A 24233-nucleotide genomic window follows, 5' to 3' on the forward strand; every position below is an offset into this window, starting at 1 on the left:
TCTACCATCCAGTAGGTAGTTTTTGCGGTCAAAAAAAGGGCTCACTCAGGCAAGCCCAACAGCGCATAGGCGGGCGCCACCGCTTCATCGAAATCTTGGGCCTGCCCCGTGGCACGCGCCGCGAGCAAAGCCCCCTGGCCCAGGGCAAAGACATGGGCCGCCGTGCTGTCGGGCGATGCCACTTTGGGCATTTGCCGCAGCACAGCGGTCAACCAGCGCACCTGGCCGGCACGCAGGTGGCGCACCGCCTCGCGCAGGTCTTCGTTCATGCAGTCCCAACCTGGCACCACCGAACCCGCGGGGCAGACTCGCCTGCCAGCGCCCAGGGCATTGCGCAGCATCCGAAAGTAGGAGCGCAGCTGGCTTTCGGGCGTGCCGGTGCGGGTGGCCGCCCAATCCTGAAACTGGCCCGCGGCCTCGTTCAACACCGCCACACCCAGGGATTCCTTCGAGGGGAAGTGGTGGTACAGGCTGGCCTTGCGGATGCCCACGCGCTCGGCGATGTCCTGGAAACTGAAACCCAGGTAAGAGCGCGTCTGCATCAACTCGCGCGCGACCTTCAAGATGTGGTCGCGGGTGCTGATGTCAGCTTGGAGGGTGGTGGTGCTCATGCCTACCTACTGTAAGGTAGGCAACATGCGGTGTCAACCATGCCTTCACAATCACATTGGCCGGCTTGAATCCCCGGGGCACGACCCCAGGTAGCAGGAGCAGGCCAGCACGCTTCAGGAGTCCACCTTGCCCATGCTCATCGTCACCGCCCTGGCCCTGCTGCTGGTCGCGTGGCTGCTCGGCCAACCGCACCTGCAGGAATGGCGGCGGCGGCGCTGGCGAGCACAGCCCTTCCCCGAGGCTTGGCGCCAGATCCTGAAAAAACGCGTGCCTTACCTGCGCGCCCTGCCCGCCGACCTGCAACTGCAGCTCAAAAAACACATCCAGGTCTTCCTGGCCGAGAAGGCTTTCATTGGCTGCGCTGGCCTGGCCATCACCGACGAGATCCGCGTCACCATCGCCGCGCAGGCCTGCCTGCTCATCCTCAACCGACCGCACACGGATTACTACCCCGGCCTGCGCCAGATCCTGGTCTACCCAGGCGCCTTCATCGTGGACAAGGTACACACCGACGAAACCGGCGTGCTGCAAGACCACCAGCGCCAAGTCTTGACCGGTGAGTCCTGGTCGCAAGGTCAGGTGATCCTGTCCTGGCAGGACGCCCTGGAGGGCGCGGCCACCCCGGACGACGCCTACAACGTGGTCATCCACGAGTTCGCGCACCAGTTGGACCAGGAAACCGGCCTGGCCAATGGCGCCCCCAACCTGCCCGGGCCGGAACGTTACCGGCGCTGGTCGCGCGTGATGCACGAAGCCTTCGAGCAACTGCAGGACGAAGCCGCGCACGGCGACGAAGAATCCCTGTTCGATCACTACGGCGCCACCGACCCCGCCGAGTTCTTCGCCGTGGCCTCCGAGACCTTCTTCGAGCGGCCAGGCCCTTTGGCCGAGCGGTACCCCACCCTGTACCATGAACTGTGCGATTTCTACCGCGTCAACCCGCTGAGCTGGTGAATGGACTGGACCCTTGAATTCCACGGCTCGGAAGTGCAATGGACTGAAGTGACCGACGGCCAGGCCTGCTTGCGATTTTCAGCCGCGGCGGTGCGGCGGAGAGTAGACGGGGCCCTGGAAGAAGGCCATGTCAAAGGCCTTGAACTGCGCTTTTCCGGGGTCACCGCGGCGGCGGGCGATCCTGCACTGTGCCTTGGCGCGCTGTCCGACAGCCTGCTGACCATCAACGGCGTCCGGCACCGGCACATCCCCGTGCCGTTCGAGGCCCTGGGCGATGTCCGCGCCGAATTCAACTTCAAGTCGGGCACCACGCTGGCCTTGTCGGCCGGGGCGGTGCACGGCCTGCCGCCCGCAGCCCCCCATTTCCAGACGTCTTACGCCTGCTGATAAGGCCGCTTGGGCGGCAACTCGATGCGCTCCTGGTCGTCCCCGGGCACGCTCTTGAACAAGCCGGCCTCCCAATCCTGCGCGGCCTGCACGATGCGCTCCTTCTGGGTCGACACGAAGTTCCACCAGATGAAGCGGTGCCCATCCAGCGGCGCCCCACCAATGATGACCAGGCGGGCCTCGGTGTCGGACGGATTGCTCAGCAGCCCCGCCCCCTCGTCGTTCAGCACCACCATCGTGTGCGGCGCCACGGCCTCGCCATCCAGGCTCAGGGGCTGGTCGATGGCGTAGATGGCGGCTTCCTCGGCCAGCTTGGGCAAGGTCAGACTCTGCCCCGCAGCCAGTTGGATGTCCAGGTACAAGGTGGGTGACAGCGCCTGCACTGGCGAAGTCAAGCCCCAGGCGGTGCCCACCAGCACGCGGACGCGTGCGCCTTCCTGTGTCAGCTCGGGGATGAGGTCGGCCGGGGTGTGCGCGAAGGTTGGGGCCGATTCCTCCTGCGACTGTGGCAAGGCCACCCACAACTGCAATCCATGCGTGCGGCGATCGGCCCGCTTCAGGTCCTCGGGCGTGCGCTCCGAATGCACGATGCCGCGGCCTGCGCTCATCCAGTTGATGGCGCCGGGCTCGATGCGCTGCACCGTGCCCAGGTTGTCGCGGTGCATCATCGCGCCCTCGTAGAGGTAGGTCACCGTGGCCAGCCCGATGTGCGGGTGTGGCCGCACATCGGTGTTCATGCTGGGCGGCTGCACCACTGGCCCGAAATGGTCGAAGAAGATGAAGGGACCGACCGATTGACGCACCCCTGCCGGCAGCATGCGGCGCACCACGAAGCCACCGCCCAAATCGGTCTGGTGTCCGGTCAATGTCAATGTGATCCCCATGCTGCTTCCTTGTCTGCCTGTCGTCCATTGTGCCTGCCGATCAGCGCAAAAAAAAACCCGGCCAGGTCACCCTGGCCGGGTCTTGTCCTGTCCGGGCTTGTTCAGCCCGGGCCGGTCAGCGAGGGGAACCAACCGCCTCGATGATCACGCGGCGGTCAGGTGCCAGGCACTCGACCAGCTTCTTGTTCTTCGCGTTGTCGGCGCCCTTCTTGGCGTCGCAATCGGTGGTCACCGGTTGGCTCTCGCCGCGGCCTTCGATGTAGATGCGTTCAGCCGGCACACCCTGGCCCACCAGGAAATCCTTGACCGATTGGGCGCGGCGCTCGGACAGCTTCTGGTTGTAGGCTTCGGACCCGATGCGGTCGGTGTGGCCCACGGCCACCACGGCTTCCAGGTTCAAGGTCTTGAGCTTGTCGGCGAAGGCCGTCAGGGTGTCCTTGCCAGTGGACGACAGCACCGACTTGTCAAAGGCGAACAGCGCATCGGCCGGGATCGTCACCTTTTGCGAGGTGGGCACCGGAGCAGGAGGCGGTGCCATGGGTTCGGGTGGCGGCGTCACCACGGCCACGGGCTTGGGTTCGCACACCGCCTTGGGCATCAGAGGCTTGTCGCAAATGCAGCCCGCGGGAAAGTCGCTGCCGACCACCGGGGTGCTCTGGGCCAGTTCCACCGACCAGTAGCCGGTGCGCCAGCATTCGCCGGTCGAATTGCGGACGATCATGCGCTGCGAATCGAGAACGTAGGGGGTGTTCGTCGACGAAGGCGGCACGGTGATCGACGGCAGACTCTGCGCACGCACACTGTTCGACACACCAAACGCAGCACACACCACAAGTGCAGCCGCCATCAATTTGCGATTCATGATCATTCCTTTCAACACAATAAAAGCTGGGGTAGTTCGGAAGCTTCACGCTTCTCGTTGAAATCCATTGTGAAGACAGGGGCAGGCACGATCTGTCGGGCATGCCCTAGAAGCCTGTAGGACACCGCCGATATTGCTGTCGGCCGATGCCGATGGCTGGCGGTGCGGCCTCACTGCATGAACCAACCATGGCTGACCACCAGCGACTGGCCGGTCAAGGCATTGGTCGGGAAAGCCGCGAACAGCAGGGCCACCTGTGCCACGTCCTCCGTCGTGGTGAACTCGCCATCCACCGTTTCCTTGAGCATCACGTTCTTGATCACCTCGTCTTCGGTGATGCCCAGCGTCTTGGCCTGCTCGGGGATCTGCTTGTCCACCAAAGGGGTGCGCACGAAACCGGGGCAAATCACATTGGCGCGCACCTTGTGCTTGGCGCCCTCCTTGGCCACGGTCTTGGCCAGGCCGATCAGGCCGTGTTTGGCGGTCACGTAAGGGGCCTTCAACAAGGATGCTTCCTTGGAGTGCACCGATCCCATGTAGATGACGGTGCCTCCCTTGCCGCCGCTGTACATGTGCTTCAGGCAAGCCTTGGTGGTGAGGAATGCACCGTCCAGGTGAATGGCCAGCATCTTTTTCCAGTCGGCGAACTCGAATTCCTCGACAGGGTGCACGATCTGCACCCCCGCGTTGCTGACCAGAATATCCACCGATCCAAAGCGGTCCACGGTGGCCTGCACCGCCTGGTTGACCTGGTCTTCCTGGGTCACGTCCACGACCACGCCGATGGCCTGCGCGCCCGTGGCCACCAATTCCGCGGCGGTGGCATCGGCCGCTGCCTTGTTCATGTCCGCGATCACGATCCTGGCGCCTTCCTTGGCGAACAAGGTCGCGATTTCCTTGCCAATGCCACTGGCCGATCCGGTGATGAAGGCCGTCTTGTCTTTGAGCAACATGTTGATGTCCTGTGAGGGTGGAAGCGGGATGCCGACCCAGCTTAGTCGGCTTTGAATACCCAGTCTGTCGGCGTTGTCTGACACCACGCCGTGGCTTTGACTGATGCCGGCCCACCCAGGCCGCGCCTATTCTGAAATCACAGGTTGACAACCCATGAACACGGAAGGAAGACCACATGAAACACCGCACCTTGCTGATCGCACCCCTGGCCGCCAGCCTGTTGGCACTGGCCGCCTGCGACAACCACAAAACGCCGACGACTGACCATGAAACCGCTGGCCAAAAGCTGGACAGCGCCATCGCCAAGACCGAGCGGAAAACAGACCAGCTTCAAGCTGAAGCCAAGGTCAACGCCGCCGAGGCCAAGCAGGATTCGTCCGCGGCCCTGAACGACGCGGCCATCACCACCCGCGTGAATGCGCAGTTGGCGGCCGACCCCAAGCTCAGCGCCATCAAGATCAACGTGGACACCGACAACGGCCGCGTGCGCCTGAGCGGCACCGCGCCTGACAGCGAAGCCCGTGACCGGGCCACCACCATGGCCTCGGCCGTGAGCGGCGTGGTCACCGTTGACAACCAATTGAAGGTCGAGAAGAAGTCCTAACCCTCACACACAGGAGCACACCATGCTGCACTACGCCGTTGTCTTTTTCGTGATCGCGATCATCGCGGCCCTGTTCGGCTTTGGTGGCATTGCCGCCAGCGCCGCTGGCATCGCCAAATTGTTGTTCGTGGTTTTTGCCGTGCTGGCCGTCGCCAGCTTCCTCGTCAGCCTGATCAAGAAAGCCTGACGCCCGTCAGTCCTGCTCTTCGATAGCTGTTGATAACTCACCGAAAGGAATCCTCATGACTACCATCAAGTCCGTGCAACAAACCGCTTCGCAACTCGCCGACGACGCCACCCAGAACGCCGACGACGCCATCAAGTCGACCCAACGCGCTGCCAACAGCACGCTGGACAAGCTGTCTGACAAGGTGCATGAAGCTGGCGACCACGCCGCCCCGGTCATCAGCCGCCTGGCGGCCCAGGCCGAAGCCCTGACCCGCAAGACCGTCGACACCCTGCGCGATGGCTCCAAGCGTGCACGCCTGCAGGCCACCAACGCGGCCAACTCCACCGTGGGCTACATCAAGGAAGAGCCCGTCAAGTCGGTGCTGATCGCCGCAGCCGCTGGTGCCGCCCTGTTCGCGATCGCACGCCTCGTGACGCGCAACCGCGACCGCGTGTAAACCACGCTTTCAGGCCTGACCGGGAGGTGCCCACATGATTCGTCCGCTGCTGCAACTGATGGCCACCGAGCCAGAGCTGCTGGCCAACCACCTGCAATCCTATGCGGAGTTGTTGGGGGACGAAGTGGGTCACTTCCAGGGTCAGTTCAGACGCCATTGGGTCATGTTCGCGGTGCTGGCCTTGCTGCTCACCGTGACCGTGATCCTGACGGGTGTCTGCCTGATGCTGTGGCTGATCACGCCCGAGGCGCAATTGCGGCAACTGCAGCTGCCCTGGGCCTTGTGGCTGGTGCCCGCCAGCATGGCGGCCGTCTGCACCGCACTGGCCATCGTCATGAAACAAGAAGAGCGCACGCCGGGCTTCCTGGTGCTTCGCCAACAAATCGCCGCCGACATCGCCATGCTCAAGCAAGCGACCGCCTCATGAGCAAGCCCCGCGCACCGCGGCCCGCCGAGCTCCGCCTTCAGCAATCGCGTGAACGCATCCGGCAATGGCTGAGCCATGAAGACGAAGAGTCTGACGAGGACGGCTCGCCGGACCACCCCATCAGCGATCAATTTCAGGCCTGGATGAAAGACCTTCGGGACCACCCGATGCTGTCCTCCGCCTTCAATGCCGTGCAAGGCTGGTGGGAGAGCCACCCCTGGCGCCCCGCCACCCACCTGGCGGGCGGCCTGTTCCGAGAAGCGCTGCAACCCGTGGCCATGAAGCATCCGCTGGCACTGGTGCTGGTGGCTGCCGCCATTGGCGGCTCGCTGGTCTGGTTCCGCCCGGGCCGCGGCTTGGTCAAGTCGCTGCTTTTGAAGGGTGTGGTCTCGCAATCGGTGCTGGGCCTCATCAAGCAGCCCTTCGTGGGCACACTGGCCAACAACTTCATCACCTGGATCCACCAACTGTCCACACCACGCCCACGGTCCTCGACATGAGGCGGCCCCTTCCACGCAGCAGCGTGGCTGGCACGGTCCTGGCCACGCTGGCCATCATCATGGCGCTGTGGTCGGGCCAGCAGTTCATCATCCCGCTGGTCGCCGGCCTGATCCTCTCGGTGCTGGTGGCCCCGATCGTGGACGCGCTGGAACGCCTGATCCGCAGCCGAGTCGCGGGCACGGTGATCGCGCTCATCCTGGTGGTGGGCTTGATCAGCGGCGCCGCCTTGGTCTTCGGCAGCCAGATGCTGCGCGTCACCGACCGCCTGCCCGGCATGATTTCGCTGGCAGCCGAACGCATTGCCGATGCCGACCCTGCGCCCGACTCCATCGTGTCCCGCTCGCGCGAAGCGCTGGAACGGCTGGACCGCGCCGCCAGCCGCCTCACCGGCGTGACCTCACCTCGGCCCACCGTCCCATTGGCACCGCAGAAGCTCACCATGCCGCCGCCCACAGGCCCTAGCGCGGACTCGCCCCTGATCGACAGCGCGACCCTGGCCTTGAAGCAGACCGCCGTCACGGGCTCCAGCGCCTTGCTGCACTTCATGAGCGACTTCGCCATCATCCTCTTTGTGGCCTTCTTCATCCTGATCGGCGGGCAAACGCTGGTCAAGCGCTTCATCGACCAATGGGATGAACAATCCAACGCCAAGCTGCGGGTCGATCACGGCATGCACGAGTGCGCGCGCCAGGTTCGCATCTACGCGGGCGTGCTCCTGTTGACCAACGCCATCATCGGCTTGGCCGTGTGGGCCGTTTTTTCGCTGACCAGCATGCCCGACGCGGCCGGTTGGGGGGTCACGGCGGCGGTGCTGCACGTGGTGCCTTACATGGGCATGGCATTGCTGACCTGCCTGAGCGCAGCCGAAAGCTTCCTGGCCCATGGCAGCTGGGCAGCAGGCCTGGGCATGGCCGGCTTCATCGTCGTGCTGTCCACCGTCATCGGCACCATCGTGACCGCCTGGCTTCAGGGCCGCGCCGCCAAGATGAACTCGGCGGCCGTGTTCATCGGCCTGGTATTCTGGGGCGGGCTTTGGGGAGTGTGGGGCTTGTTCCTCGGCCCAGTGCTGGTGGTGCTCTTCAAAGTGGCGGCGGAACACAGTCCTTCCGGCAAGGGATTGGCCAGGTTGATGCAAGGTTGAACCGCCCAGGAGGCGCCAAGAGCGCCCAATGCAAAGGGCCTGCACCGTGGTGCAGGCCCTTTGCTTGGTGAAGAAGCCCCACCCAGGGGGCTCTTCAACTTACTTCTTGTAGTGCATCTTGGCGCTGTCCATGCAGCTGGACTTGGCATCGCCCGACAGGGCATCGCACTTCTCCTTGGCCACCTTGTATTCGGCGCTGACCTTGTCTTCCACGGCGTCCTTGGAAGCGTTGGTCACTTCCTTGTTCAGCTTGGCTTCGGCCTTGGCCTTGGTCTCGGCGGCCTTGGCTTCCTTCACGCAGACATCCTTGTCATTGCCGGTCTTGTCGTCGCACTTTTCCTTGGCCACGTCGTAAGCCGTTTCAGCCTTCACGTCGGCCAGGTGCTTGCGGTCGCCCACCTTGCCGGTGTAGTTGTATTCCAGTTCGGCCTTGGTGACCTTTTCTTTGGCCTTGGCTTCTGCTTGGCAGATGTCCTTGGCGTTGTCGGCCAGCTTGTCGCAAGCTTCCTTGTCTGCCTTGTAGGTGGCGGTGGCGGCGTCCTTGCCAGCACGGTAGTCGGCTTTGTTGATCGTGCCGGCGGCGTTGGCAAACGACACGGCGCTCAGACAGGCGGCCAGGACAGCTGCTTGGATGGTGGTGGTCTTGGACATGGTGTTTCCTTGCGAGTAGTTAGGTTTTGTGACCTGCCATCGCTGACAGGTTGACCTCCAGTGTCCAGATCCACGCCGCCAACCCAACCGGACGGTGCCGCAAGCGCGCGTAGTTTTTGTCCTACGCAAAACAAAAACCACAGCCCATGCCCGAACTGTAGGTGCCCTCCTACAAACAGCCAAGCCTTATTCCAATTGGCACGGGCCCATGGCCGCAGTGATAATTCAAGCTACCCAAACCGCCCCACAGCCGCGAACCGAGCAGTCAATGACCCCCCTCAAAGCCTTCATCGTTGAAGACAGCCCGGTGATTCGAGAGAACCTCATCGCGACGCTGGAAGAGATGGTGTCTCTGCAGGTGGTTGGCACCGCGGAAGACGAAGCGCACGCCGTGGCCTGGCTCAACGATGGCGACAACGTTTGCGATCTGGTCATCGTCGACATCTTCATCAAGCGTGGTTCGGGGCTGGGTGTGTTGCAAAAAACCCAGCAGGCGCCTTCGTTGCGCAAGCACGTCGTGCTCAGCAATTACGCCACGCCCGACATGCGCCGCCGCTGCCTGGAATTGGGCGCCGACCAGGTCTTCGACAAGTCCAACGAGATCGACAGCCTCATCGACTATTGCGTGGCGCTGGTCAACGGGGGAGCCTCAGGCGTCCCCACCGATGCTCACTGAATCAGGCCGTTCTTCAGCGCGTAATAAGTCAGGTCGCTGTTCGAGGCCAGGTTCATCTTCTCCATCACCCGCGAGCGGTAGGTGCTCACGGTCTTGACGCTCAAGGACATGCTGTCGGCCATGTGGCCGATGGTCTCACCCTTGGCCAGCCGCAGGAAAACCTGGAACTCGCGCTCTGACAGCTGTTCGTGCAAAGACTTTTCAGGATCGCCGCCCAGGCCATCGGCCAGCATCTCTGCCACGCCGGCGGTGATGTACTTGCGGCCTCGGAACACGGTGCGGATCGCCTTGACGATTTCTTCGGGATCGCACTCCTTGTTCAGGTAACCACTGGCGCCCTGGCGCAACAAGGTGAGCGCGTAATGTTCTTCGGGGAAGCCGCTCAGGATCAGCACCGGCAGGTCGGGCGCGCGGGCTCGGATGGCCGCCAAGGCATCGACACCGCTCTGGTCGGGCATGGACAAGTCCATCACCAGGACATCGACATCACCGGCACGCACCAGTTCCAAGGCTTCGCGCCCGGTGGAGGCCTCGCCGGTGACCTTCAGGTCCACCTGGTCGGAGAAAAACTGACGCAGTCCGGCGCGCACGATGGCGTGGTCGTCAATGATGGCAATTCGGATCATGGTCGACGGTCGATCAGTTGGAAGTAGGATGACATGATGATAAGTCTGTCACAGATCAAACGCAGCGCCTATGCTTTCCCTTTGGCAGCATTGGCGGCGTTGGCGATGCTGTTCATCAGCGAGACCTCGTACTGGCAGGCCACCGACTCGCTCGACGACATGAGCATGATGGCGCAGGCGCGCACGCAGATCAACACACTGATGCGCCGCCTGGTCGACGCCGAAACCAGCCAGCGCGGCTACCTGCTGACCAGCCGCAAGGAATACCTCACGCCCCTCAACGGCGCCATCGACGACAGCAATGCCGCCCTGAAGTGGCTGATGCAGTATTACGCCAAGGATGGCGCCAGCCAAAAAGGCGCCCAGGAATTGCAGCTCCTGACGCAACGCAAGCTGGGCGAAGTGGCCATCACCATCCGCCTGCACGACGAAGGCAAGGAGGAAGCCTGGCGGGCCATGGTGCTGTCCAACATCGGCCAGCAGGACATGGAATCCGTGCGCACCGTGGCCACGCAATTGCTCCAGGGTGAGACCGTCAAGGTCAACACCGCCCGCGAAGACGTGCACAACACCCTGATGCTCAACCGCATCGGCGTGGCCGCCATGACCGCGATCAGTTTCCTGGCCCTGACCATGTTCCTGGCGCAAACCAATGCCCTCAACGCGCAGCGCCTGGCGCAGAGCGAGGCCATCCAGGCCGAGCGCGACCAACTGGAGTTCGAGGTCAAGCGGCGCACCACCCACCTCACCGACCTGACGCGCTACCTGCAGACCATCCGCGAGGACGAGCGTGGCCGGCTGGCCAGGGAACTGCACGACGAGCTGGGCGCCCTGCTCACCGCGGCCAAGCTCGACGCCGCCCGCATCAAATCGCGATTGGGCGCGCTCACCCCCGAACTGGCCGAACGCCTGAGCCACCTCAATGAGAACCTCAATGAGGTGATCGCCCTCAAGCGCCGCATCGTCGAAGACCTGTGCCCCTCCTCCCTCAGCACCCTGGGCTTGGTGGCCGCCCTGGAGATCCAGTCGCGCGAATTCGCCACCCGCACGGGATTGCAGGTCGATTGCCACCTGAATCCCGTCAACCTGAGCCCGGCCGCGTCGCTGACCGTCTACCGCCTGGTGCAAGAGGCCTTCACGAACATCGCCAAGTACGCCAAGGCCAAAACGGTGACCGTGGAGTTGGGCACGCAGGACGGCCTGGCCTGCATCACCGTGCAGGACGACGGCACGGGCTTCGACCCCTCGCAACAACCCAGCTCCGCGCACGGCTTGCTGGGCATGCGTTACCGGGTCGAGGCCGAAGGGGGCGAACTGACCCTGCGGTCTGCCCCGGGCCAGGGCACGCGCATCGGCGCCACCGTGCCGCAAAGCAGCTGAGTCAGCCCCCCCTGTTTCTATGGGCTGAACGCCCCGTTCGACGACAGTTGGACGGGGCGTCGTCCTACATGGGAATGCGCGGAACGCTGATGCCTGGCGACAGGGACAAAACCTAAAGTGAGCACATCGACAGACAAACAACGACCTGGAGATCGACATGCTGAAGTGGGCCCTGATATTCGCTCTGATCGCCTTGGTGGCCGGCGTGTTCGGCTTCACAGGCATCGCGGCTGGCGCGGCCAGCATCTCCAAGTTCCTGTTCGTGCTGTTCCTCGTCCTCTTCATCGTGGTGGTCGGCCTGGCCTTGCTGGGCATCGGCGCCATCAAGAAGTGAGTCGTCCGGTTTCATTCATTCAGTTAGTCAATCAGTTCCCAAAAAGGAGAATTTCCATGATCTTCAACAAACGCACCGCCGCTGTCCTGGCCCTGGCCGCCTCTTCCTTGATCATCATTCCCGGCTGCGCCGTGACCCGTGATCAATCGACCGTGGGCGAGTACGTTGACGACGCCACGATCACCACCAAGATCAAGGCCAAGTTCGTGGACGCCAAGTCGGTGGACGCCGCGTCCATCCACGTCGAAACCTTGAACGGCACCGTGCTGCTGTCGGGCTTCGCCAAGAGCCAGAACGAGAAGGATTCTGCCGCCGCGATTGCCCGCGAAGTCAAGGGCGTGAAGTCGGTCAAGAACGAAGTCGCCGTCCGCCCCTGAGGCATGAGCTGACTTTCTGAAAGACACAGAAATGTGGCGCCACGCCGAAACAGTTGCCTCAGCTCTGTTCGGCGTGGCGTTGCCATGACAGGGAGGACCCATGAACAATCACACTGCCAACGCACAGTCCATGGATGGTTTTGACGTCTGGTTTTTTGGCGGCACCCCTGGCCCCGGAGAAACGGACCCGGCCTGCACCTTGGCAGAGCCCACCACCCGGGCCATCGATGAAGACGACGCCAGGATTCCGGCTTTTGCACACCGGTGCGGCTGCGGCCAGCACCAGCCAGCCCAAGCAGCTGCGCCATTGGCCAAACCCAGCCGGCAGCCTGCTCGGACCGCAGGACTGGCACTGCACTTCTGACCGAATCCGTGCCTGATGGGCCGGCAGAACAAAGAAGTTGCGAATCGTTCGTATTCGAACTTAGAATGGGGCAATGAACCCCACCCATCCCACAGCACCCTCGTCGTCGTCCATCACCCTCGACACGCTGCCGGTGCACGTGGTGGCCACCATCCAGGGCATCCGCACCGCCACGAAAGACGGCGCTGCACTCAAGCGCCGCCTCATGGAGCTGGGCTTCGTGCCTGGCGAACGCGTCGAGGTCTTGCGCCGCGTGCTCGTCGGCCATGGCCCCATGGCCGTGCGCGTCGGCACCAGCACCTTCGCCATGCGCCCCCTGGAATCCTCCTTGATCGAAGTCGTCCACGCCTGACCTCTTCCTCCGAACAGCAGTTTCCGCCATGTCCGATGCGGCCTTCGCGCCAATCCCCACTTCGCCGCTGATCGCCCTGGTGGGCAACCCCAACTGCGGCAAGACGGCGCTGTTCAATCGCCTGACCGGCGCCCGCCAGAAGGTGGGCAACTATGCCGGCGTGACGGTCGAGCGCAAGGAAGGCCAGTTCGTGTCGCCCGCTGGCCAGGCCTGGCGCGTGCTCGACCTGCCAGGCGCTTACAGCCTGCTGCCCGCCACGCCCGATGAAACCATCACCCGCGACGTGATCGCGGGCACGCGCGCCGGCGAGGCCAGCCCGGTCGGCCTGGTTTGCGTGGTCGATGCCACCAACCTGCGCCTGAACCTGCGCATGGTGCTGGAGCTGAAATCGCTGGACGTGCCCATGGTGGTGGTCATCAACATGATGGACCTGGCCAAGAAGCGCGGCATCCAGATCGACTTGGCCAAACTGCAGCAGGCGCTGGGCGTGCCCGTGATCGAGGCCGTGGCCGTGAAAGCCGGCGGCGAGAAAGCCCTGCTGGCCCAACTGGACAAGCTGGACTGGTCGCGCCGGCCCGGCCAGACCGCCACCCGCCCCGTCGAGCGCATCGCCGACATCCCGGTCGAAACCACCCACCAGCGCGTGAGCGAACTGCTGGCGCGCTGCGTGGTCATGCCCGCCGCCGGCCCCAGCCTCACCGCCAAGATCGACCAGTACGCCCTGCACCCGCTGCTCGGGCCGGTGATCCTGGCCGTGCTGATGTTCCTGGTGTTCCAGGCCGTGTTCAGTTGGGCCGCCGCCCCCATGGAACTGATCGACACCTCCGTGGGCGAGCTGGGCACCTGGGTCGGTTCCCACATGGGCGCGGGCATGCTGCGCGGCCTGCTGGTCGACGGCATCATCAGCGGCGCGGGCAGCGTGCTGGTGTTCTTGCCGCAGATCCTGATCCTCTTCTTCTTCATCCTGGCGCTTGAAGACTCCGGCTACCTGCCGCGCGCGGCTTTTTTGCTGGACCGCGTCATGGGCAGCGTGGGCCTGTCGGGCCGCGCCTTCATCCCGCTGCTCTCCAGCTTCGCCTGCGCCATCCCGGGCATCATGGCCACGCGCACCATCGCCAACCCGCGCGACCGCCTGGTCACTATCCTGATCGCGCCGCTGATGACCTGCTCGGCCCGCTTGCCGGTCTACGCGCTGTTGATCGCCGCCTTCATCCCCAGCCGGACCGTGGGCGGCATCTTCAACCTGCAAGGGCTGGTGCTGTTCGCCCTGTACGCGGCCGGCATCCTGGCAGGGCTGGTCGTGGCGCTGGTGCTCAAGCTGTTCATGAAGCAGTCGCACGCGCAACCGCTGCTGATGGAATTGCCCGACTACCACTGGCCTCATGCGCGCAACCTGCTGCTGGGCTTGTGGGAGCGCGCCCAGATCTTCGTGTCGCGCGTGGGCACCATCATCCTGGCGCTGATGGTCATCCTGTGGTTCCTGTCGAACTACCCTGCGCCCCCCCCTGGGGCCACGGGGCCGGCCATCGACTACAGCCTGGCCGGCCTGGCTGGCCGCGCGCTCGAAGTGATCTTCGCCCCCATCGGTTTCAACTGGCAGATCTGCATCGCCCTGGTCCCTGGCCTGGCGGCGCGCGAAGTGGCGGTCAGCGCCCTGGGCACGGTGTACGCCATGTCCCAGACCGGCGATGAACTGACCGGCGCGCTCACCACCGTGATCGGGCAGGCCTGGTCCCTGCCCACCGCCCTCTCCCTGATGACCTGGTATGTGTTCGCGCCGCAGTGCCTGTCCACCATGATCGTGGTCAAGCGCGAAACCAATGGCTGGACCATGCCCTTGATCATGACGGCCTACCTGTTCCTGCTGGCTTACGCGGCGTCCTGGGTGGTCTACCACTCGGCCTTGGCCTGGCTGGGAGCCTGAAGCGATGAACGGCAGCCCGCTCTGGCAGGACCTGGTGGCGCTGGGCATCGTGGTGCTGGCGGCCATTTACCTGGCGCGGCGCTGGTGGCCGGCCCTGGCCTCGTTGCTGGGCCTGAAATCGGCACAGAACGCTGCCAACAAGGCCGCCTGCGGCCAGCCAGGAGGCGCCTGCAAGCAGTGTGGCTCCTCCGGCGACACGCCTCAGCGTGACCACCGCATCACGATCGTGCGGCAGCGCAGCAAATAGCCACTGACGGCGCATGGCAACCCCTCGGTTCAGGGGTGAAAATCCCCCGCACTGGGGGTGCCAAACTGGGCCAAGTGGGATATACACTGGTCTGCAACCACTTAATATCAGGTTTTCTACCAATCCCATGCGCCCACTTTTCGCCATCGCACCCCTGGCCCTGGCATTCGTGCTTTTAGGCCCCACCACCACGGACGCGACCTCCGCCGCCAGTCCGTCGTTGGCCGCGAAGGTGTGGCACCTGGTGTTCGACCGTGACGGCAGTGGCGGCACCAGCCCTTCGCAGGTCAAGCCAGCCAGCAGCCTGACCGAAGCCTCGGCCCTGAACCGCTGACACGCGCAGTCCGTTCTGGACAATCCCCGGCTTGGCACTACACTAGCCACTGCTCCGGGGTGTGCCTCGCGATGAACCAAGCTTCGTCGTGCTGCGCTGAGATGGAAATCTTCCGAACCCGCTGAACTTGATCCGGCTCATACCGGCGAAAGAAGAGCTGTACCTGTGTGGACCTCCGCCTGTCAATGGCGAAGGGTCCCGGCTTGGGCCCAGGCACCCTCGGAGCATGTGTTGCCACCACTGCCATCCGAAGGACACCGCCCATGAACGCACCCGATCCCGCCGCCGCCCTGGCCAGCTTGAGCGAACTCGCGCGCCTGACGCGCGAACCTTTGCCCGCATCCCGCAAGGTCTACGTGGAGGGCAGCCAGGCCGGGGTGCGCGTGCCCATGCGCGAGGTGTCGCTGACCAATGGTGAAGCGGTCTCCCTGTACGACTGCTCCGGCCCCTACTCCGACCCCACGGTCGAGATCGACGTGACGCGCGGACTGCCGCCGGTTCGCGAAGCCATCATCCTGGCGCGCGGCGACACCGAAGCCTACGAAGGCCGCCGCATCCAGGCGGTCGACGATGGTTTGAAGCCCGACGAGCGCCACGACGAGCGCATGGCCGCCCTGCGCCAGGCGGCCGCTGCCTTGCAGCGCACCCCGCGCCGCGCCAAGTCTGGCCACAACGTGACCCAGATGCACTACGCCCGCCAAGGCATCATCACGCCCGAGATGGAGTACGTGGCCATCCGCGAGAACCAGCGTCGCCTTGAACTGGCCGATGGCGTGGGCGATTGGCGCACGGCTTACAGCCAGGACGCCGAGCGCGAAACCCGCCTGCGCGGCAACCCCCTGGGCGCCATGATCCCGCGCGAGATCACGCCCGAGTTCGTGCGTTCGGAAGTGGCGCGCGGCCGCGCCATCATCCCAGCCAACATCAACCACACCGAGCTGGAGCCGATGGCCATCGGCCGCAACTTCCTGGTCAAGATCAACGCCAACATCGGCAACTCGGCGGTCACGTCAAGCATCGAGGAAGAAGTCGAAAAGCTGGTGTGGGCGATCCGCTGGGGCGCCGACAACGTGATGGACCTGTCCACCGGCAAGCACATCCACACCACGCGCGACTGGATCGTGCGCAACAGCCCCGTGCCCATTGGCACCGTGCCCATCTACCAAGCGCTCGAAAAAGTCGGCGGCGTGGCCGAAGACCTGAGCTGGGCCATTTACCGCGACACGCTGATCGAGCAGGCCGAACAGGGGGTGGACTATTTCACCATCCACGCGGGCGTGAGGCTTCCCTTCATTCATCTGACGGCGGGGCGCCGCACGGGCATCGTGTCACGCGGGGGCTCGATCCTGGCCAAGTGGTGCATCTCGCACCACAAGGAAAACTTCCTGTACACGCACTTCGAAGAGATCTGCGAGATCATGAAGGCGTACGACGTGAGCTTCTCGCTGGGCGACGGCCTGCGTCCAGGCTCCTTGAGCGATGCCAACGACGAAGCGCAATTCGCCGAGCTGCGCACGCTGGGCGAGCTGACGCAGATCGCCTGGAAGCACGATGTGCAGACCATGATCGAAGGCCCTGGCCACGTGCCCATGCACCTGATCCAGGCCAACATGGATGAACAACTCAAGACCTGCCACGAGGCGCCCTTCTACACCCTGGGCCCGTTGACCATCGACATCGCGCCGGGCTACGACCACATCGCCTCGGCCATTGGCGCGGCGATGATCGGGTGGATGGGCACGGCCATGCTCTGCTACGTGACGCCTAAGGAACACCTGGGCCTGCCCAACCGCGACGACGTCAAGCAGGGCCTGATCGCCTACAAGATCGCGGCGCACGCGGCCGACGTGGCCAAGGGGCACCCGGGCTCGCGGGCCCGCGACGATGCCTTGTCGCAAGCGCGCTTCGACTTCCGCTGGCAGGACCAGTTCAACCTGGGCCTGGACCCGGAAACCGCGCGCGACTTCCACGACGAGACCCTGCCCAAGGACGCTTCCAAGGTGGCGCACTTCTGCTCGATGTGCGGCCCCAAGTTCTGCTCGATGAAGATCACGCAGGAAGTGCGCGAGTTCGCCGCGCAGGGCATGCAGGACAAGTCGGCGGAGTTCAAGCAAGTCGGCGGTGAGCTGTACATCCCGATCAAATCCGAAGCACCCAAGGCCTGAGCAGCGCGACATGCAAGCAGCTGTGCAAGGCTTGAACATCGGCATCGCAGGCGCGGGCTTGCTGGGCCGCCTGGTGGCGTGGACCCTGGCCCACGCTGGCCACCGGGTCAGCGTCTTCGACCCCGCTGGCGGCCCCGAACCCACCTTCGACGGACAGGGGGCCGCGGGCTTCACCGCGGCCGGCATGCTCAGCCCCACCGCCGAACGCGAAACCGCCGACGACGACCTGGCGCAACGCGGCTGGCAGTCCATCGCCCGCTGGCAGCAGATCGCCGAAACGCTGGGCCAATCGCGCCCCGGCACGCCCAGGCTGTTTGAACGCCAAGGCAGCCTGCTGGTGGCCCATGGCAGCGACCAGGGCGCCGCGCGCCGCGTGCTGGCGCGACTGGGCGAGGGCGGGGACGCCTCCACCTCCGGCACGCAACCTCAAATGCTGGACGCGGCCACCCTGACCGAACTGGAGCCTTCGCTGCACAGCACCATGGGCCGCCTGCACGCCTGGATGCTGGCGGGCGAAGCCCACATCGACACGGTGCGCACCCTGCAGCACCTGCACGACGACGCGCCTTCGGTGCAGTGGCACTGGGGCCGGCCCGTGCAGGAGGTGCGGGCCGGCCACCTCGACCAGCACCGCTTCGATTGGGTCTTCGACCTGCGCGGCGTGGGCGCCAAGGCCACGTGCGCGGTGCGTGGCGTGCGGGGCGAGATGGTCTGGCTGCACGCGCCAGGCCTGGGGCTGAAGCGCCCGGTGCGCCTCCTGCACCCGCGCCACCGCGTCTACGTGGTGCCACGGCCCGGTGATGTGGTGCTGGTGGGCGCCAGCGAGATCGAGACCGAGGACCGTTCACCGATGTCGCTGCGCAGCGCGGTCGAACTCATGGCCGCCGCGCACAGCGTGCTGCCGGCCCTGGCCGAAAGCCGCATCCTGCGCATGGACGTCAACCTGCGCCCTGCTTTGCCCGACCACCGTCCGCTGTGCCACGTTGAAGCTGGCCTCGTGCGCATCAATGGCCTGTACCGCCACGGCTGGCTGCTCGGCCCATCGTTGGTGGACGAAGCCCTGGGCCAGACCGGCTTGCTGCCCACCGCCCCTCATTGAAACCCCAAGACACCACCATGAAGACCAGCGCACCCATCACCGTGCACACCGACCGGGGGCCTCGGCAATTGCCCGCCGGCAGCACGGTCGCCCAGTTGCTGACCCAGTTGCAAACCGAAGACCCCGAGTCCCTGGCCACCGCCGTCAATGGCGAGTTCGTGTCCCGCGGTGAACGCGAGCGCCACGTGCTGCACGACGGCGACACCCTGCTGTGCTTCACCGCCATCACCGGAGGCTGAAGATGGATGCTGCCTGGTGCATCGGTGACACGCGGTTGAGCAGCCGCTTCTTGCTCGGCACCGCGGGCTATCCCTCGCCGCAGGTGCTGCGCGAGGCCATCGTCGCCTCGGGCAGCCAGGTGCTGACGCTGGGCCTCAAGCGCACGCTGGCCGTGCCAGGTGGCGGCGACAACGGCTTCGTCGACATCATCCGCAGCACCGCCCGCGAACAAGGCGCCCACTTGCTGCCCAACACCGCTGGCTGCCGCAGCGCCCGCGAGGCCATCACCCTGGCCCACATGGCGCGTGAGCTGCTCGGCACGCACTGGGTCAAGCTGGAAGTGGTGGGCGACGAACAGACCTTGCAGCCCGACCCCTTCGAGCTGGTCGATGCCGCGCGTCAACTGGTGAAAGATGGCTTCGAGGTGCTGCCCTATTGCACCGACGACCTGGTCACCTGCCAACGCCTGGTCGATGCCGGGTGCGCGGTGCTGATGCCTTGGGGTGCCCCCATCGGCTCGGGCCTGGGCCTGCTCAACCCCTGGGCCTTGCGGACCTTGCGTGCGCGCTTGCCCGACACCACCTTGATCGTCGACGCGGGCCTGGGCGCCCCATCGCACGCGACCGCGGCCATGGAGCTGGGCATGGACGCCGTGCTGCTGAACTCGGCCGTGTCGCAATCGGGCGACCCGGTGCGCATGGCCACGGCCTTTCGCCACGCGGTCGAAGCAGGCCGCGCCGGCTTCGACGCGGGCCTCATGCCCACCAGCGATGTGGCCGTGGCCACCACGCCCGTGGGCGGTCAACCTTTCGTGCTGCTGTGATCAACAAGAAGACGCCCCCCATCCTCTGGAGCATCGCCGGCCACGACAGTGGCGGTGGTGCCGGCCTGAGCGCCGACCAACGCGCGGCCGACGCCATGGGCGTGCACCTGTGCCCCGTGGTGTCTGCGATCACGGCTCAGAACTCGCAAGGCGTCGAGGCCGTGTTCGCGGTGGACGCCGCCCAACTCGACGCGCAATTGAACGCGCTGTCGCGTGACATGCCGCCCGCCGCCATCAAGACCGGCTTGCTGGGCAGCGTGGGCGCCATCCAGACCGTGGCGCGTTGGGTCGACCATCTGCGGGCCAGCACGCCCCCTGGGATGGACCCGCACCGCCACCTGGCCCTGATCGTGGACCCGGTGCTGGGCGCCTCGGCTGGTGGGGTGCGCTTCACCGACGAGCGCATCCAATTGGCCTACCGCGATGTACTGCTGCCGCGCGCCACGGTCATCACCCCCAACCGCGGCGAGGCCTTCAGGCTCCTGGGCCCAGGCAGCGAGGAGCTGAGCATCCCCGCTTTGGCCGAGGCCCTGCGTGCTCTGGGCACCCGCGGCATCGTGATCACCGGGGGTGATGACCCGACCGAAGCACACCAGCAGGCGCTGGACTGGCTGGACACGCCGCACGCGCGTGGCTGGCTCACCTCACCCCGCGTGGACACGCGTGATCACCATGGCACGGGCTGCACCTTCGCCACCGGCGTGGCCTCGGCCTGGGCCTTGGGCCATGTGGAGGCCGATGCCGTGGTGCTGGCCAAGATGCTGACCCACCATGCCCTGAGCCACAGCCGTGCGGCGGGCCAAGGCCCGGGGCCAGTGATCGCCCGCAATGGTTTCGCGGCTGGGCCTGCGCATGGCGGCGCGCCCTTGCCCTGGCTGGGCTTGGGCGAAGCCTTGCCCTGGCGGCTCACGGCGTCGGCCGTGGACGGTTCAGCACCGCTGTTCCAGCGATTCACGCCCCCCGCCGACGGCCTGTACGGCATCGTGGCCCACGCCCAGGGGATGGGTGCCGCGCTGCAGGCGGGTTGGCGTTGCCTGCAACTGCGGCACAAGTGCCAAGAAAGCTTGTCCCCGCATCTGCAGGACAGCCTCCAGGCCTGTGCCGACGTGAGCGCCCAGCTGTTCATCAACGACCACTGGCGCGAAGCCCTGGCGCTGAGCACCTCGGGGCAAAGCCAGCTCGGCATCCACCTGGGCCAGGAAGACCTGCTGGCCATGAGCGCCGAAGACCACGCGGTGCTGCGCTCGGCCCGCCACCGGCTCATGCTCGGCATCAGCTCGCACAGCTTGTGGGAACTGGCGCGTGCGGCCGGCTTGGGCGCCAGTTACATCGCTTGCGGACCGGTGCAGGCCACCACCACCAAGGACATGCCCTGGCATCCCCAAGGTCTGGACAACCTGCGTTGGTGGACCGCCCACAGCCCCGAGCCCGTGGTCGCCATCGGCGGCCTGTTGGCGCCCGCCGATGTTCAGCGCTTTGCCACCGCCGGGCCTGCCGCCCTGTGCGTGGTCAGGGGCATGGGCATCGAAGGTGATGCACACAACACGGCCACCACCCTCGCCGGACTGCGCCAAGCTGTGCTGGCAGGACGATCGAAGGCGAATCCGACACAGCCCGCCACCCTGCCGCACCCTGTGCTCTGAACCTCAAGGATCAGACGCGCTCGAGCACCACCGCGATGCCCTGACCCACGCCAATGCACATGGTGACCAGCGCATAGCGGCCGCCCGTGCGGTGCAATTGGTGCACCGCCGTCAGCGCCAGGCGCGCCCCCGATGCGCCCAAGGGATGCCCCAGCGCAATGGCACCGCCGTTCGGATTCACGCGCGGATCGCCATCGTGCAAGCCCCACTGGCGCATCACGGCCAGGCCTTGTGCTGCAAAGGCCTCGTTCAATTCGATGACGTCCATCTGGTCGATCGTCATGCCCAGGCGCGCCAACAGCTTGAGCGAAGCCGGCGCCGGGCCGATGCCCATGATGCGCGGCGGCACACCCGCCACGCCCATGCCCACCACACGCGCCAGCGGCGTCAACTGGTGTTCGCGCGCGGCCACTTCCGAGGCCACCAGCAAGGCGCAGGCGCCATCGTTGATGCCCGAGGCATTGCCCGCCGTGACCGTGCCCTCGGGCATGACCACAGGCTTGAGTTTGGCCAGCGAGGCCAGCGTGGTCTCGCGCGGGTGCTCGTCGGCGCTCACGGTCACCGCATCGCCCTTCTTTGGCGCGATGCTCACCGGGGTGATCTCGGCGTCGAAGAAGCCGGCCCGCTGCGCCGCCACGGCTTTGCGTTGCGAGGCCAGCGCGAAAGCATCCTGGTCCTCGCGGCTGATGGCGAACTCGCGTGCCACGTTCTCGGCCGTCTCGGGCATGGCATCGATGCCGTGCAGCGCCTTCATCAAAGGATTGACGAAACGCCAGCCGATGGTGGTGTCGAAGGTGGCCACGTTGCGGCTGAAGGCGGTGTCGGCCTTGGCCGTGACGAAAGGCGCGCGGCTCATGCTTTCGACGCCGCCCGCGATCACCAGGTGGGCCTCGCCCGACTTGATGGCGCGCGCCGCCGTGCCCAGGGCATCCAGGCCCGAGCCGCACAGGCGGTTGACGGTGGCGCCCGGCACATCCAGCGGCAAACCCGCCAGCAACGCGGCCATGCGGGCCACGTTGCGGTTGTCTTCACCGGCCTGGTTGGCACAGCCATAAAGCACGTCGTCGATCAGGGCCGGGTCCAGGCCGGGGTGGCGCGCCAGCAAAGCCCGCAGCGGGATCGCCGCCAGGTCGTCCGTGCGCACCGAGGACAAGGCCCCGCCATAGCGCCCGAACGGCGTGCGCAGGCCATCGCAGATGAAGGCATCGTTCCGCATCGGTCAAAGTCCCTCGTCGGACAACCACTGGCGCAGCGTGCGGACCATGTCGCGGTCGTTGTGCAGCCAGGCGTTGTGGCGGTAGTCGTTGAAATAAGCCTCTTCGGCCGACAGCTCGCTCACGCTTTCGTAGACGAAGCGCAGCACCATCTGGCCGGCTTGCGGCTCCTCGATGGTGATGGTCAGGCGGATGGGGGTGGTGTCACCGTGTGGCTGGGGCGTGAACTCCAGGCGCTTGAACGGGTCGGCCAGCACCTCGTCCTCCATGGCGTTGGCGCCGAAGCTCACCGTGCGCCGGATCACGCCAGGCTCGATTTCGCGCCACTCGCAGGTGTCGGGCCCCAGGGGAAAGCGCTGGGGCGTCTGCACGCGGGCCATGAGTCCACGCCAGATTTGCTCGCGCGTGAAAGGCGGCACCACGGTCTGGGCCGCCACGCTGGGGGAGTTGATCTCGATCAGGTGTTCAAAGCGCATGACCTTGAGCTTAGCGCAATGGCACCTTCTTCAAAAATCGACGCTGACGCGATTCTTCCTCGCGTCAGCCCTTGCCCGCGCTGGTTTTCCAGGGCAGCCGCCTGCGGTGGACCGCTTGGCGCGGCCACGCCGGGTGGCCTACACTGGCACCTGTATCGACCGTTCATGACCTGCGTTTGCCCGCAGTCCAGCCCATGTCCCAGAGCACCCTTGCCAGCCCGGCCCCGATTTCCAACCAGACGACGCCCCAGGCGGTTCAATGGCTGCCCAAGGCCGTGCTCAACGCCCATGGCTGCGGCGGCGACTGCACGGTGCCGGACGAGGCCAACGCCCGCTGGCCCCGCGCCGAGGTGCTGGCCCTGTTCAACCTGCCCTTCAACGACCTGATGTGGCGCGCCCAGCAGGTGCACCGCGCACACTGGGACCCCAACGAGGTCGAGCACGCCACGCTGCTGTCGGTCAAGACTGGCGGCTGCGAAGAAGACTGCGGCTACTGTCCCCAAGCCGCCCGCTACGACACCGGCGTCAAGGCCAGCAAGCTGATGTCGCCCGAGCAGGTGCGCGAAGCCGTGGTGGCCGCGAAGGAAGCCGGCGCCAGCCGTTTCTGCATGGGCGCCGCCTGGCGCGCCCCCAAGGACCGCGACATCGAGAAAGTGGCCGAACTGATTGGCGTCATCAAGGACGAAGGCCTGGAAGCCTGCTGCACCCTGGGCATGCTCACCGAACCACAAGCCCAGGCCCTGAAAGACGCCGGCCTCGACTACTACAACCACAACCTGGACACGGCGCCCGAACTGTACGGCGACATCATCACCACGCGCGACCAGCAGGACCGCCTGGACACGCTCTCGCACGTGCGCTCGGCCAGCATCAAGGTCTGCAGCGGCGGCATCGTCGGCATGGGCGAAACGCGCGAGGGCCGCGCCGGCCTGATCGCCCAGTTGGCCAACCTGCCCACGCACCCCGAGTCCGTGCCCATCAACGACCTCGTGCGCGTGCCCGGCACGCCCCTGGCCGACACGCCCCAACTCGACCCGCTCGAGTTCGTGCGCACCATCGCCGTGGCCCGCATCACCATGCCCACGGCACGGGTGCGCCTGTCGGCCGGCCGCCAGCAGATGAGCGAAGCCGTGCAGGCCATGTGCTTCCTGGCCGGCGCCAATTCCATCTTCTATGGCGACAAGCTGCTGACCACCGGCAACCCCGAGGTCGACCGCGACCGTGCCCTGCTGAGCAAGCTGGGCCTGCGCAGCGGCAAGGCCGTCACGGCGCGTGTTGAAGCCACCTGATGCGCCCGGGCGACACGCCGATTCGCCAGACCGACATGTTCACGCATCACGTTGAGCGCTGCACCATAATCGCCTGAGCCACCCCGGG

The 24233-nt window shown here is 65.6% G+C and carries 31 protein-coding genes and 1 riboswitch; of the genes, 23 read left to right on the forward strand and 8 right to left on the reverse strand.

The features are described 5' to 3' along the window. Positions 1-41: 41 nt before the first annotated feature. Entirely contained in the window at positions 42-611 is a 570-nt protein-coding gene (locus ACREB4_RS01805; protein WP_431586477.1) for a TetR/AcrR family transcriptional regulator, read from the reverse strand. Positions 612-744: 133 nt separating this feature from the next. Between ACREB4_RS01805 and ACREB4_RS01810 the strand changes: the two genes are divergently transcribed. Both ACREB4_RS01810 and ACREB4_RS01815 read left to right on the forward strand, forming a co-directional pair. Next, the gene (locus ACREB4_RS01810; protein WP_431586478.1) at positions 745-1566 is read left to right on the forward strand and encodes a zinc-dependent peptidase; all 822 of its coding nucleotides are present in this window, start codon (positions 745-747) and stop codon (positions 1564-1566) included. Beyond that, the gene (locus ACREB4_RS01815) at positions 1567-1953 is read left to right on the forward strand and encodes a hypothetical protein (protein WP_431586479.1); all 387 of its coding nucleotides are present in this window, start codon (positions 1567-1569) and stop codon (positions 1951-1953) included. On the opposite strand, the gene ACREB4_RS01820 is transcribed toward ACREB4_RS01815, so the two are convergent. The 3 genes from ACREB4_RS01820 to ACREB4_RS01830 form a co-directional block, all read right to left on the reverse strand. After that, positions 1941-2837 (reverse strand): pirin family protein, encoded by an 897-nt coding sequence (locus tag ACREB4_RS01820; RefSeq protein ID WP_431586480.1) that lies wholly within the window; start codon positions 2835-2837, stop codon positions 1941-1943. The two genes, ACREB4_RS01815 and ACREB4_RS01820, sit on opposite strands and share 13 nt — an antisense overlap. Positions 2838-2952: 115 nt before the next feature. Further along, positions 2953-3699, reverse strand: coding sequence for an OmpA family protein (locus tag ACREB4_RS01825; protein WP_431586481.1), 747 nt, complete (start codon positions 3697-3699; stop codon positions 2953-2955). Between the two features lie 170 nt (positions 3700-3869). Further along, on the reverse strand, positions 3870-4652 hold the full coding sequence (locus ACREB4_RS01830) for a 3-hydroxybutyrate dehydrogenase (protein ID WP_431586482.1): 783 nt from the start codon (positions 4650-4652) through the stop codon (positions 3870-3872). 176 nt (positions 4653-4828) lie between these two features. Here ACREB4_RS01830 and ACREB4_RS01835 point away from each other — a divergent pair, with 176 nt between their 5' ends. The 6 genes from ACREB4_RS01835 to ACREB4_RS01860 are packed head-to-tail and all read left to right on the forward strand — an operon-like array spanning position 4829 to position 7952. Further along, complete coding sequence (locus ACREB4_RS01835; protein WP_431586483.1) at positions 4829-5257, forward strand: BON domain-containing protein; 429 nt, start codon at positions 4829-4831, stop codon at positions 5255-5257. 22 nt (positions 5258-5279) lie between these two features. Next, positions 5280-5444 carry a DUF1328 domain-containing protein gene (locus tag ACREB4_RS01840; protein WP_431586484.1) on the forward strand — a complete coding sequence of 55 codons (165 nt, stop codon included), beginning with the start codon at positions 5280-5282 and terminating at the stop codon, positions 5442-5444. A 55-nt stretch (positions 5445-5499) separates the two neighbouring features. Then, positions 5500-5883: a hypothetical protein gene (locus ACREB4_RS01845; RefSeq protein ID WP_431586485.1), complete on the forward strand. Its 384-nt coding sequence runs from the start codon at positions 5500-5502 to the stop codon at positions 5881-5883. 34 nt (positions 5884-5917) lie between these two features. After that, the gene (locus tag ACREB4_RS01850) at positions 5918-6310 is read left to right on the forward strand and encodes a hypothetical protein (RefSeq protein WP_431586486.1); all 393 of its coding nucleotides are present in this window, start codon (positions 5918-5920) and stop codon (positions 6308-6310) included. Next, entirely contained in the window at positions 6307-6810 is a 504-nt protein-coding gene (locus ACREB4_RS01855; RefSeq protein ID WP_431586487.1) for a hypothetical protein, read from the forward strand. Before ACREB4_RS01850 ends, ACREB4_RS01855 begins: the two co-directional genes overlap by 4 nt. After that, a complete protein-coding gene (locus tag ACREB4_RS01860) occupies positions 6807-7952 on the forward strand; it encodes an AI-2E family transporter (RefSeq protein ID WP_431586488.1) in 1146 nt (381 codons plus the stop codon). Before ACREB4_RS01855 ends, ACREB4_RS01860 begins: the two co-directional genes overlap by 4 nt. A gap of 99 nt (positions 7953-8051) precedes the next feature. Here ACREB4_RS01860 and ACREB4_RS01865 read toward each other — a convergent pair whose 3' ends face one another. Beyond that, positions 8052-8603, reverse strand: coding sequence for a hypothetical protein (locus ACREB4_RS01865; protein WP_431586489.1), 552 nt, complete (start codon positions 8601-8603; stop codon positions 8052-8054). 268 nt (positions 8604-8871) lie between these two features. On the opposite strand from ACREB4_RS01865, the gene ACREB4_RS01870 reads away from it, so the two are divergent. Then, entirely contained in the window at positions 8872-9279 is a 408-nt protein-coding gene (locus tag ACREB4_RS01870) for a response regulator (protein ID WP_431586490.1), read from the forward strand. Here the strand turns inward: ACREB4_RS01870 and ACREB4_RS01875 are convergent. Beyond that, positions 9273-9905: a response regulator gene (locus tag ACREB4_RS01875; protein ID WP_230180297.1), complete on the reverse strand. Its 633-nt coding sequence runs from the start codon at positions 9903-9905 to the stop codon at positions 9273-9275. The two genes, ACREB4_RS01870 and ACREB4_RS01875, sit on opposite strands and share 7 nt — an antisense overlap. Before the next feature lie 33 nt (positions 9906-9938). Here ACREB4_RS01875 and ACREB4_RS01880 point away from each other — a divergent pair, with 33 nt between their 5' ends. From ACREB4_RS01880 to ACREB4_RS01940, 13 genes are all read left to right on the forward strand, one after another. Beyond that, positions 9939-11285: a CHASE3 domain-containing protein gene (locus ACREB4_RS01880; RefSeq protein WP_431586491.1), complete on the forward strand. Its 1347-nt coding sequence runs from the start codon at positions 9939-9941 to the stop codon at positions 11283-11285. Positions 11286-11442: 157 nt separating this feature from the next. After that, entirely contained in the window at positions 11443-11619 is a 177-nt protein-coding gene (locus ACREB4_RS01885; protein WP_431586492.1) for a DUF1328 domain-containing protein, read from the forward strand. 56 nt (positions 11620-11675) lie between these two features. After that, complete coding sequence (locus ACREB4_RS01890; RefSeq protein ID WP_431586493.1) at positions 11676-11996, forward strand: BON domain-containing protein; 321 nt, start codon at positions 11676-11678, stop codon at positions 11994-11996. A gap of 100 nt (positions 11997-12096) precedes the next feature. Further along, positions 12097-12360 carry a hypothetical protein gene (locus ACREB4_RS01895; RefSeq protein ID WP_431586494.1) on the forward strand — a complete coding sequence of 88 codons (264 nt, stop codon included), beginning with the start codon at positions 12097-12099 and terminating at the stop codon, positions 12358-12360. A gap of 73 nt (positions 12361-12433) precedes the next feature. Beyond that, positions 12434-12712, forward strand: a complete 279-nt coding sequence (locus ACREB4_RS01900; protein WP_431586495.1) for a FeoA family protein — start codon at positions 12434-12436, stop codon at positions 12710-12712. A gap of 28 nt (positions 12713-12740) precedes the next feature. Then, positions 12741-14636 carry a ferrous iron transporter B gene (gene feoB, locus ACREB4_RS01905; RefSeq protein ID WP_431586496.1) on the forward strand — a complete coding sequence of 632 codons (1896 nt, stop codon included), beginning with the start codon at positions 12741-12743 and terminating at the stop codon, positions 14634-14636. Between the two features lie 4 nt (positions 14637-14640). Next, on the forward strand, positions 14641-14883 hold the full coding sequence (locus ACREB4_RS01910; protein WP_431586497.1) for a hypothetical protein: 243 nt from the start codon (positions 14641-14643) through the stop codon (positions 14881-14883). Positions 14884-15010: 127 nt separating this feature from the next. Beyond that, positions 15011-15217: a hypothetical protein gene (locus ACREB4_RS01915; protein WP_431586498.1), complete on the forward strand. Its 207-nt coding sequence runs from the start codon at positions 15011-15013 to the stop codon at positions 15215-15217. 45 nt (positions 15218-15262) lie between these two features. Continuing rightward, a riboswitch (TPP riboswitch) is annotated at positions 15263-15388 on the forward strand. 92 nt (positions 15389-15480) lie between these two features. Next, entirely contained in the window at positions 15481-17382 is a 1902-nt protein-coding gene (gene thiC / locus ACREB4_RS01920) for a phosphomethylpyrimidine synthase ThiC (RefSeq protein ID WP_431586499.1), read from the forward strand. A 10-nt stretch (positions 17383-17392) separates the two neighbouring features. Next, positions 17393-18481, forward strand: a complete 1089-nt coding sequence (locus ACREB4_RS01925; protein ID WP_431586500.1) for an FAD-dependent oxidoreductase — start codon at positions 17393-17395, stop codon at positions 18479-18481. Positions 18482-18498: 17 nt separating this feature from the next. Next, the gene (thiS, locus tag ACREB4_RS01930; RefSeq protein ID WP_431586501.1) at positions 18499-18720 is read left to right on the forward strand and encodes a sulfur carrier protein ThiS; all 222 of its coding nucleotides are present in this window, start codon (positions 18499-18501) and stop codon (positions 18718-18720) included. Between the two features lie 2 nt (positions 18721-18722). Next, a complete protein-coding gene (locus tag ACREB4_RS01935) occupies positions 18723-19523 on the forward strand; it encodes a thiazole synthase (RefSeq protein ID WP_431586502.1) in 801 nt (266 codons plus the stop codon). Further along, positions 19520-21166 carry a bifunctional hydroxymethylpyrimidine kinase/phosphomethylpyrimidine kinase gene (locus tag ACREB4_RS01940; RefSeq protein WP_431586503.1) on the forward strand — a complete coding sequence of 549 codons (1647 nt, stop codon included), beginning with the start codon at positions 19520-19522 and terminating at the stop codon, positions 21164-21166. The genes ACREB4_RS01935 and ACREB4_RS01940 overlap by 4 nt, the downstream gene beginning before the upstream one ends. A 10-nt stretch (positions 21167-21176) precedes the next feature. Here ACREB4_RS01940 and pcaF read toward each other — a convergent pair whose 3' ends face one another. Then, positions 21177-22382 (reverse strand): 3-oxoadipyl-CoA thiolase, encoded by a 1206-nt coding sequence (pcaF, locus tag ACREB4_RS01945; RefSeq protein WP_431586504.1) that lies wholly within the window; start codon positions 22380-22382, stop codon positions 21177-21179. A 3-nt stretch (positions 22383-22385) separates the two neighbouring features. Further along, positions 22386-22856, reverse strand: coding sequence for an AtaL-like protein (locus ACREB4_RS01950; RefSeq protein WP_431586505.1), 471 nt, complete (start codon positions 22854-22856; stop codon positions 22386-22388). 194 nt (positions 22857-23050) lie between these two features. Here ACREB4_RS01950 and bioB point away from each other — a divergent pair, with 194 nt between their 5' ends. Beyond that, positions 23051-24145, forward strand: coding sequence for a biotin synthase BioB (bioB, locus tag ACREB4_RS01955; protein ID WP_431586506.1), 1095 nt, complete (start codon positions 23051-23053; stop codon positions 24143-24145). Positions 24146-24233: the final 88 nt, after the last annotated feature.

The sequence above is a fragment of the Aquabacterium sp. genome (assembly GCF_050725395.1).
In the GTDB taxonomy this organism is placed as follows: Bacteria; Pseudomonadota; Gammaproteobacteria; order Burkholderiales; family Burkholderiaceae_C; genus Aquabacterium.

Excerpts from the sequence above, each read along its gene's own strand:
- feoB (WP_431586496.1), top strand. The coding sequence starts at position 12,741 with ATGTCCGATGCGGCCTTCGCGCCAATCCCCACTTCGCCGCTGATCGCC.
- ACREB4_RS01880 (WP_431586491.1), top strand. The coding sequence starts at position 9,939 with ATGATGATAAGTCTGTCACAGATCAAACGCAGCGCCTATGCTTTCCCT.
- ACREB4_RS01825 (WP_431586481.1), bottom strand. The coding sequence starts at position 3,699 with ATGAATCGCAAATTGATGGCGGCTGCACTTGTGGTGTGTGCTGCGTTT.
- ACREB4_RS01805 (WP_431586477.1), bottom strand. The coding sequence starts at position 611 with ATGAGCACCACCACCCTCCAAGCTGACATCAGCACCCGCGACCACATC.
- ACREB4_RS01935 (WP_431586502.1), top strand. The coding sequence starts at position 18,723 with ATGGATGCTGCCTGGTGCATCGGTGACACGCGGTTGAGCAGCCGCTTC.
- ACREB4_RS01855 (WP_431586487.1), top strand. The coding sequence starts at position 6,307 with ATGAGCAAGCCCCGCGCACCGCGGCCCGCCGAGCTCCGCCTTCAGCAA.
- ACREB4_RS01830 (WP_431586482.1), bottom strand. The coding sequence starts at position 4,652 with ATGTTGCTCAAAGACAAGACGGCCTTCATCACCGGATCGGCCAGTGGC.
- ACREB4_RS01910 (WP_431586497.1), top strand. The coding sequence starts at position 14,641 with ATGAACGGCAGCCCGCTCTGGCAGGACCTGGTGGCGCTGGGCATCGTG.
- pcaF (WP_431586504.1), bottom strand. The coding sequence starts at position 22,382 with ATGCGGAACGATGCCTTCATCTGCGATGGCCTGCGCACGCCGTTCGGG.
- ACREB4_RS01870 (WP_431586490.1), top strand. The coding sequence starts at position 8,872 with ATGACCCCCCTCAAAGCCTTCATCGTTGAAGACAGCCCGGTGATTCGA.
- ACREB4_RS01885 (WP_431586492.1), top strand. The coding sequence starts at position 11,443 with ATGCTGAAGTGGGCCCTGATATTCGCTCTGATCGCCTTGGTGGCCGGC.
- ACREB4_RS01865 (WP_431586489.1), bottom strand. The coding sequence starts at position 8,603 with ATGTCCAAGACCACCACCATCCAAGCAGCTGTCCTGGCCGCCTGTCTG.
- bioB (WP_431586506.1), top strand. The coding sequence starts at position 23,051 with ATGTCCCAGAGCACCCTTGCCAGCCCGGCCCCGATTTCCAACCAGACG.
- ACREB4_RS01820 (WP_431586480.1), bottom strand. The coding sequence starts at position 2,837 with ATGGGGATCACATTGACATTGACCGGACACCAGACCGATTTGGGCGGT.
- ACREB4_RS01840 (WP_431586484.1), top strand. The coding sequence starts at position 5,280 with ATGCTGCACTACGCCGTTGTCTTTTTCGTGATCGCGATCATCGCGGCC.
- ACREB4_RS01845 (WP_431586485.1), top strand. The coding sequence starts at position 5,500 with ATGACTACCATCAAGTCCGTGCAACAAACCGCTTCGCAACTCGCCGAC.
- ACREB4_RS01925 (WP_431586500.1), top strand. The coding sequence starts at position 17,393 with ATGCAAGCAGCTGTGCAAGGCTTGAACATCGGCATCGCAGGCGCGGGC.
- ACREB4_RS01810 (WP_431586478.1), top strand. The coding sequence starts at position 745 with ATGCTCATCGTCACCGCCCTGGCCCTGCTGCTGGTCGCGTGGCTGCTC.
- thiS (WP_431586501.1), top strand. The coding sequence starts at position 18,499 with ATGAAGACCAGCGCACCCATCACCGTGCACACCGACCGGGGGCCTCGG.
- ACREB4_RS01900 (WP_431586495.1), top strand. The coding sequence starts at position 12,434 with ATGAACCCCACCCATCCCACAGCACCCTCGTCGTCGTCCATCACCCTC.
- ACREB4_RS01895 (WP_431586494.1), top strand. The coding sequence starts at position 12,097 with ATGAACAATCACACTGCCAACGCACAGTCCATGGATGGTTTTGACGTC.
- ACREB4_RS01915 (WP_431586498.1), top strand. The coding sequence starts at position 15,011 with ATGCGCCCACTTTTCGCCATCGCACCCCTGGCCCTGGCATTCGTGCTT.
- ACREB4_RS01835 (WP_431586483.1), top strand. The coding sequence starts at position 4,829 with ATGAAACACCGCACCTTGCTGATCGCACCCCTGGCCGCCAGCCTGTTG.
- thiC (WP_431586499.1), top strand. The coding sequence starts at position 15,481 with ATGAACGCACCCGATCCCGCCGCCGCCCTGGCCAGCTTGAGCGAACTC.
- ACREB4_RS01950 (WP_431586505.1), bottom strand. The coding sequence starts at position 22,856 with ATGCGCTTTGAACACCTGATCGAGATCAACTCCCCCAGCGTGGCGGCC.
- ACREB4_RS01815 (WP_431586479.1), top strand. The coding sequence starts at position 1,567 with ATGGACTGGACCCTTGAATTCCACGGCTCGGAAGTGCAATGGACTGAA.
- ACREB4_RS01875 (WP_230180297.1), bottom strand. The coding sequence starts at position 9,905 with ATGATCCGAATTGCCATCATTGACGACCACGCCATCGTGCGCGCCGGA.
- ACREB4_RS01850 (WP_431586486.1), top strand. The coding sequence starts at position 5,918 with ATGATTCGTCCGCTGCTGCAACTGATGGCCACCGAGCCAGAGCTGCTG.
- ACREB4_RS01890 (WP_431586493.1), top strand. The coding sequence starts at position 11,676 with ATGATCTTCAACAAACGCACCGCCGCTGTCCTGGCCCTGGCCGCCTCT.
- ACREB4_RS01860 (WP_431586488.1), top strand. The coding sequence starts at position 6,807 with ATGAGGCGGCCCCTTCCACGCAGCAGCGTGGCTGGCACGGTCCTGGCC.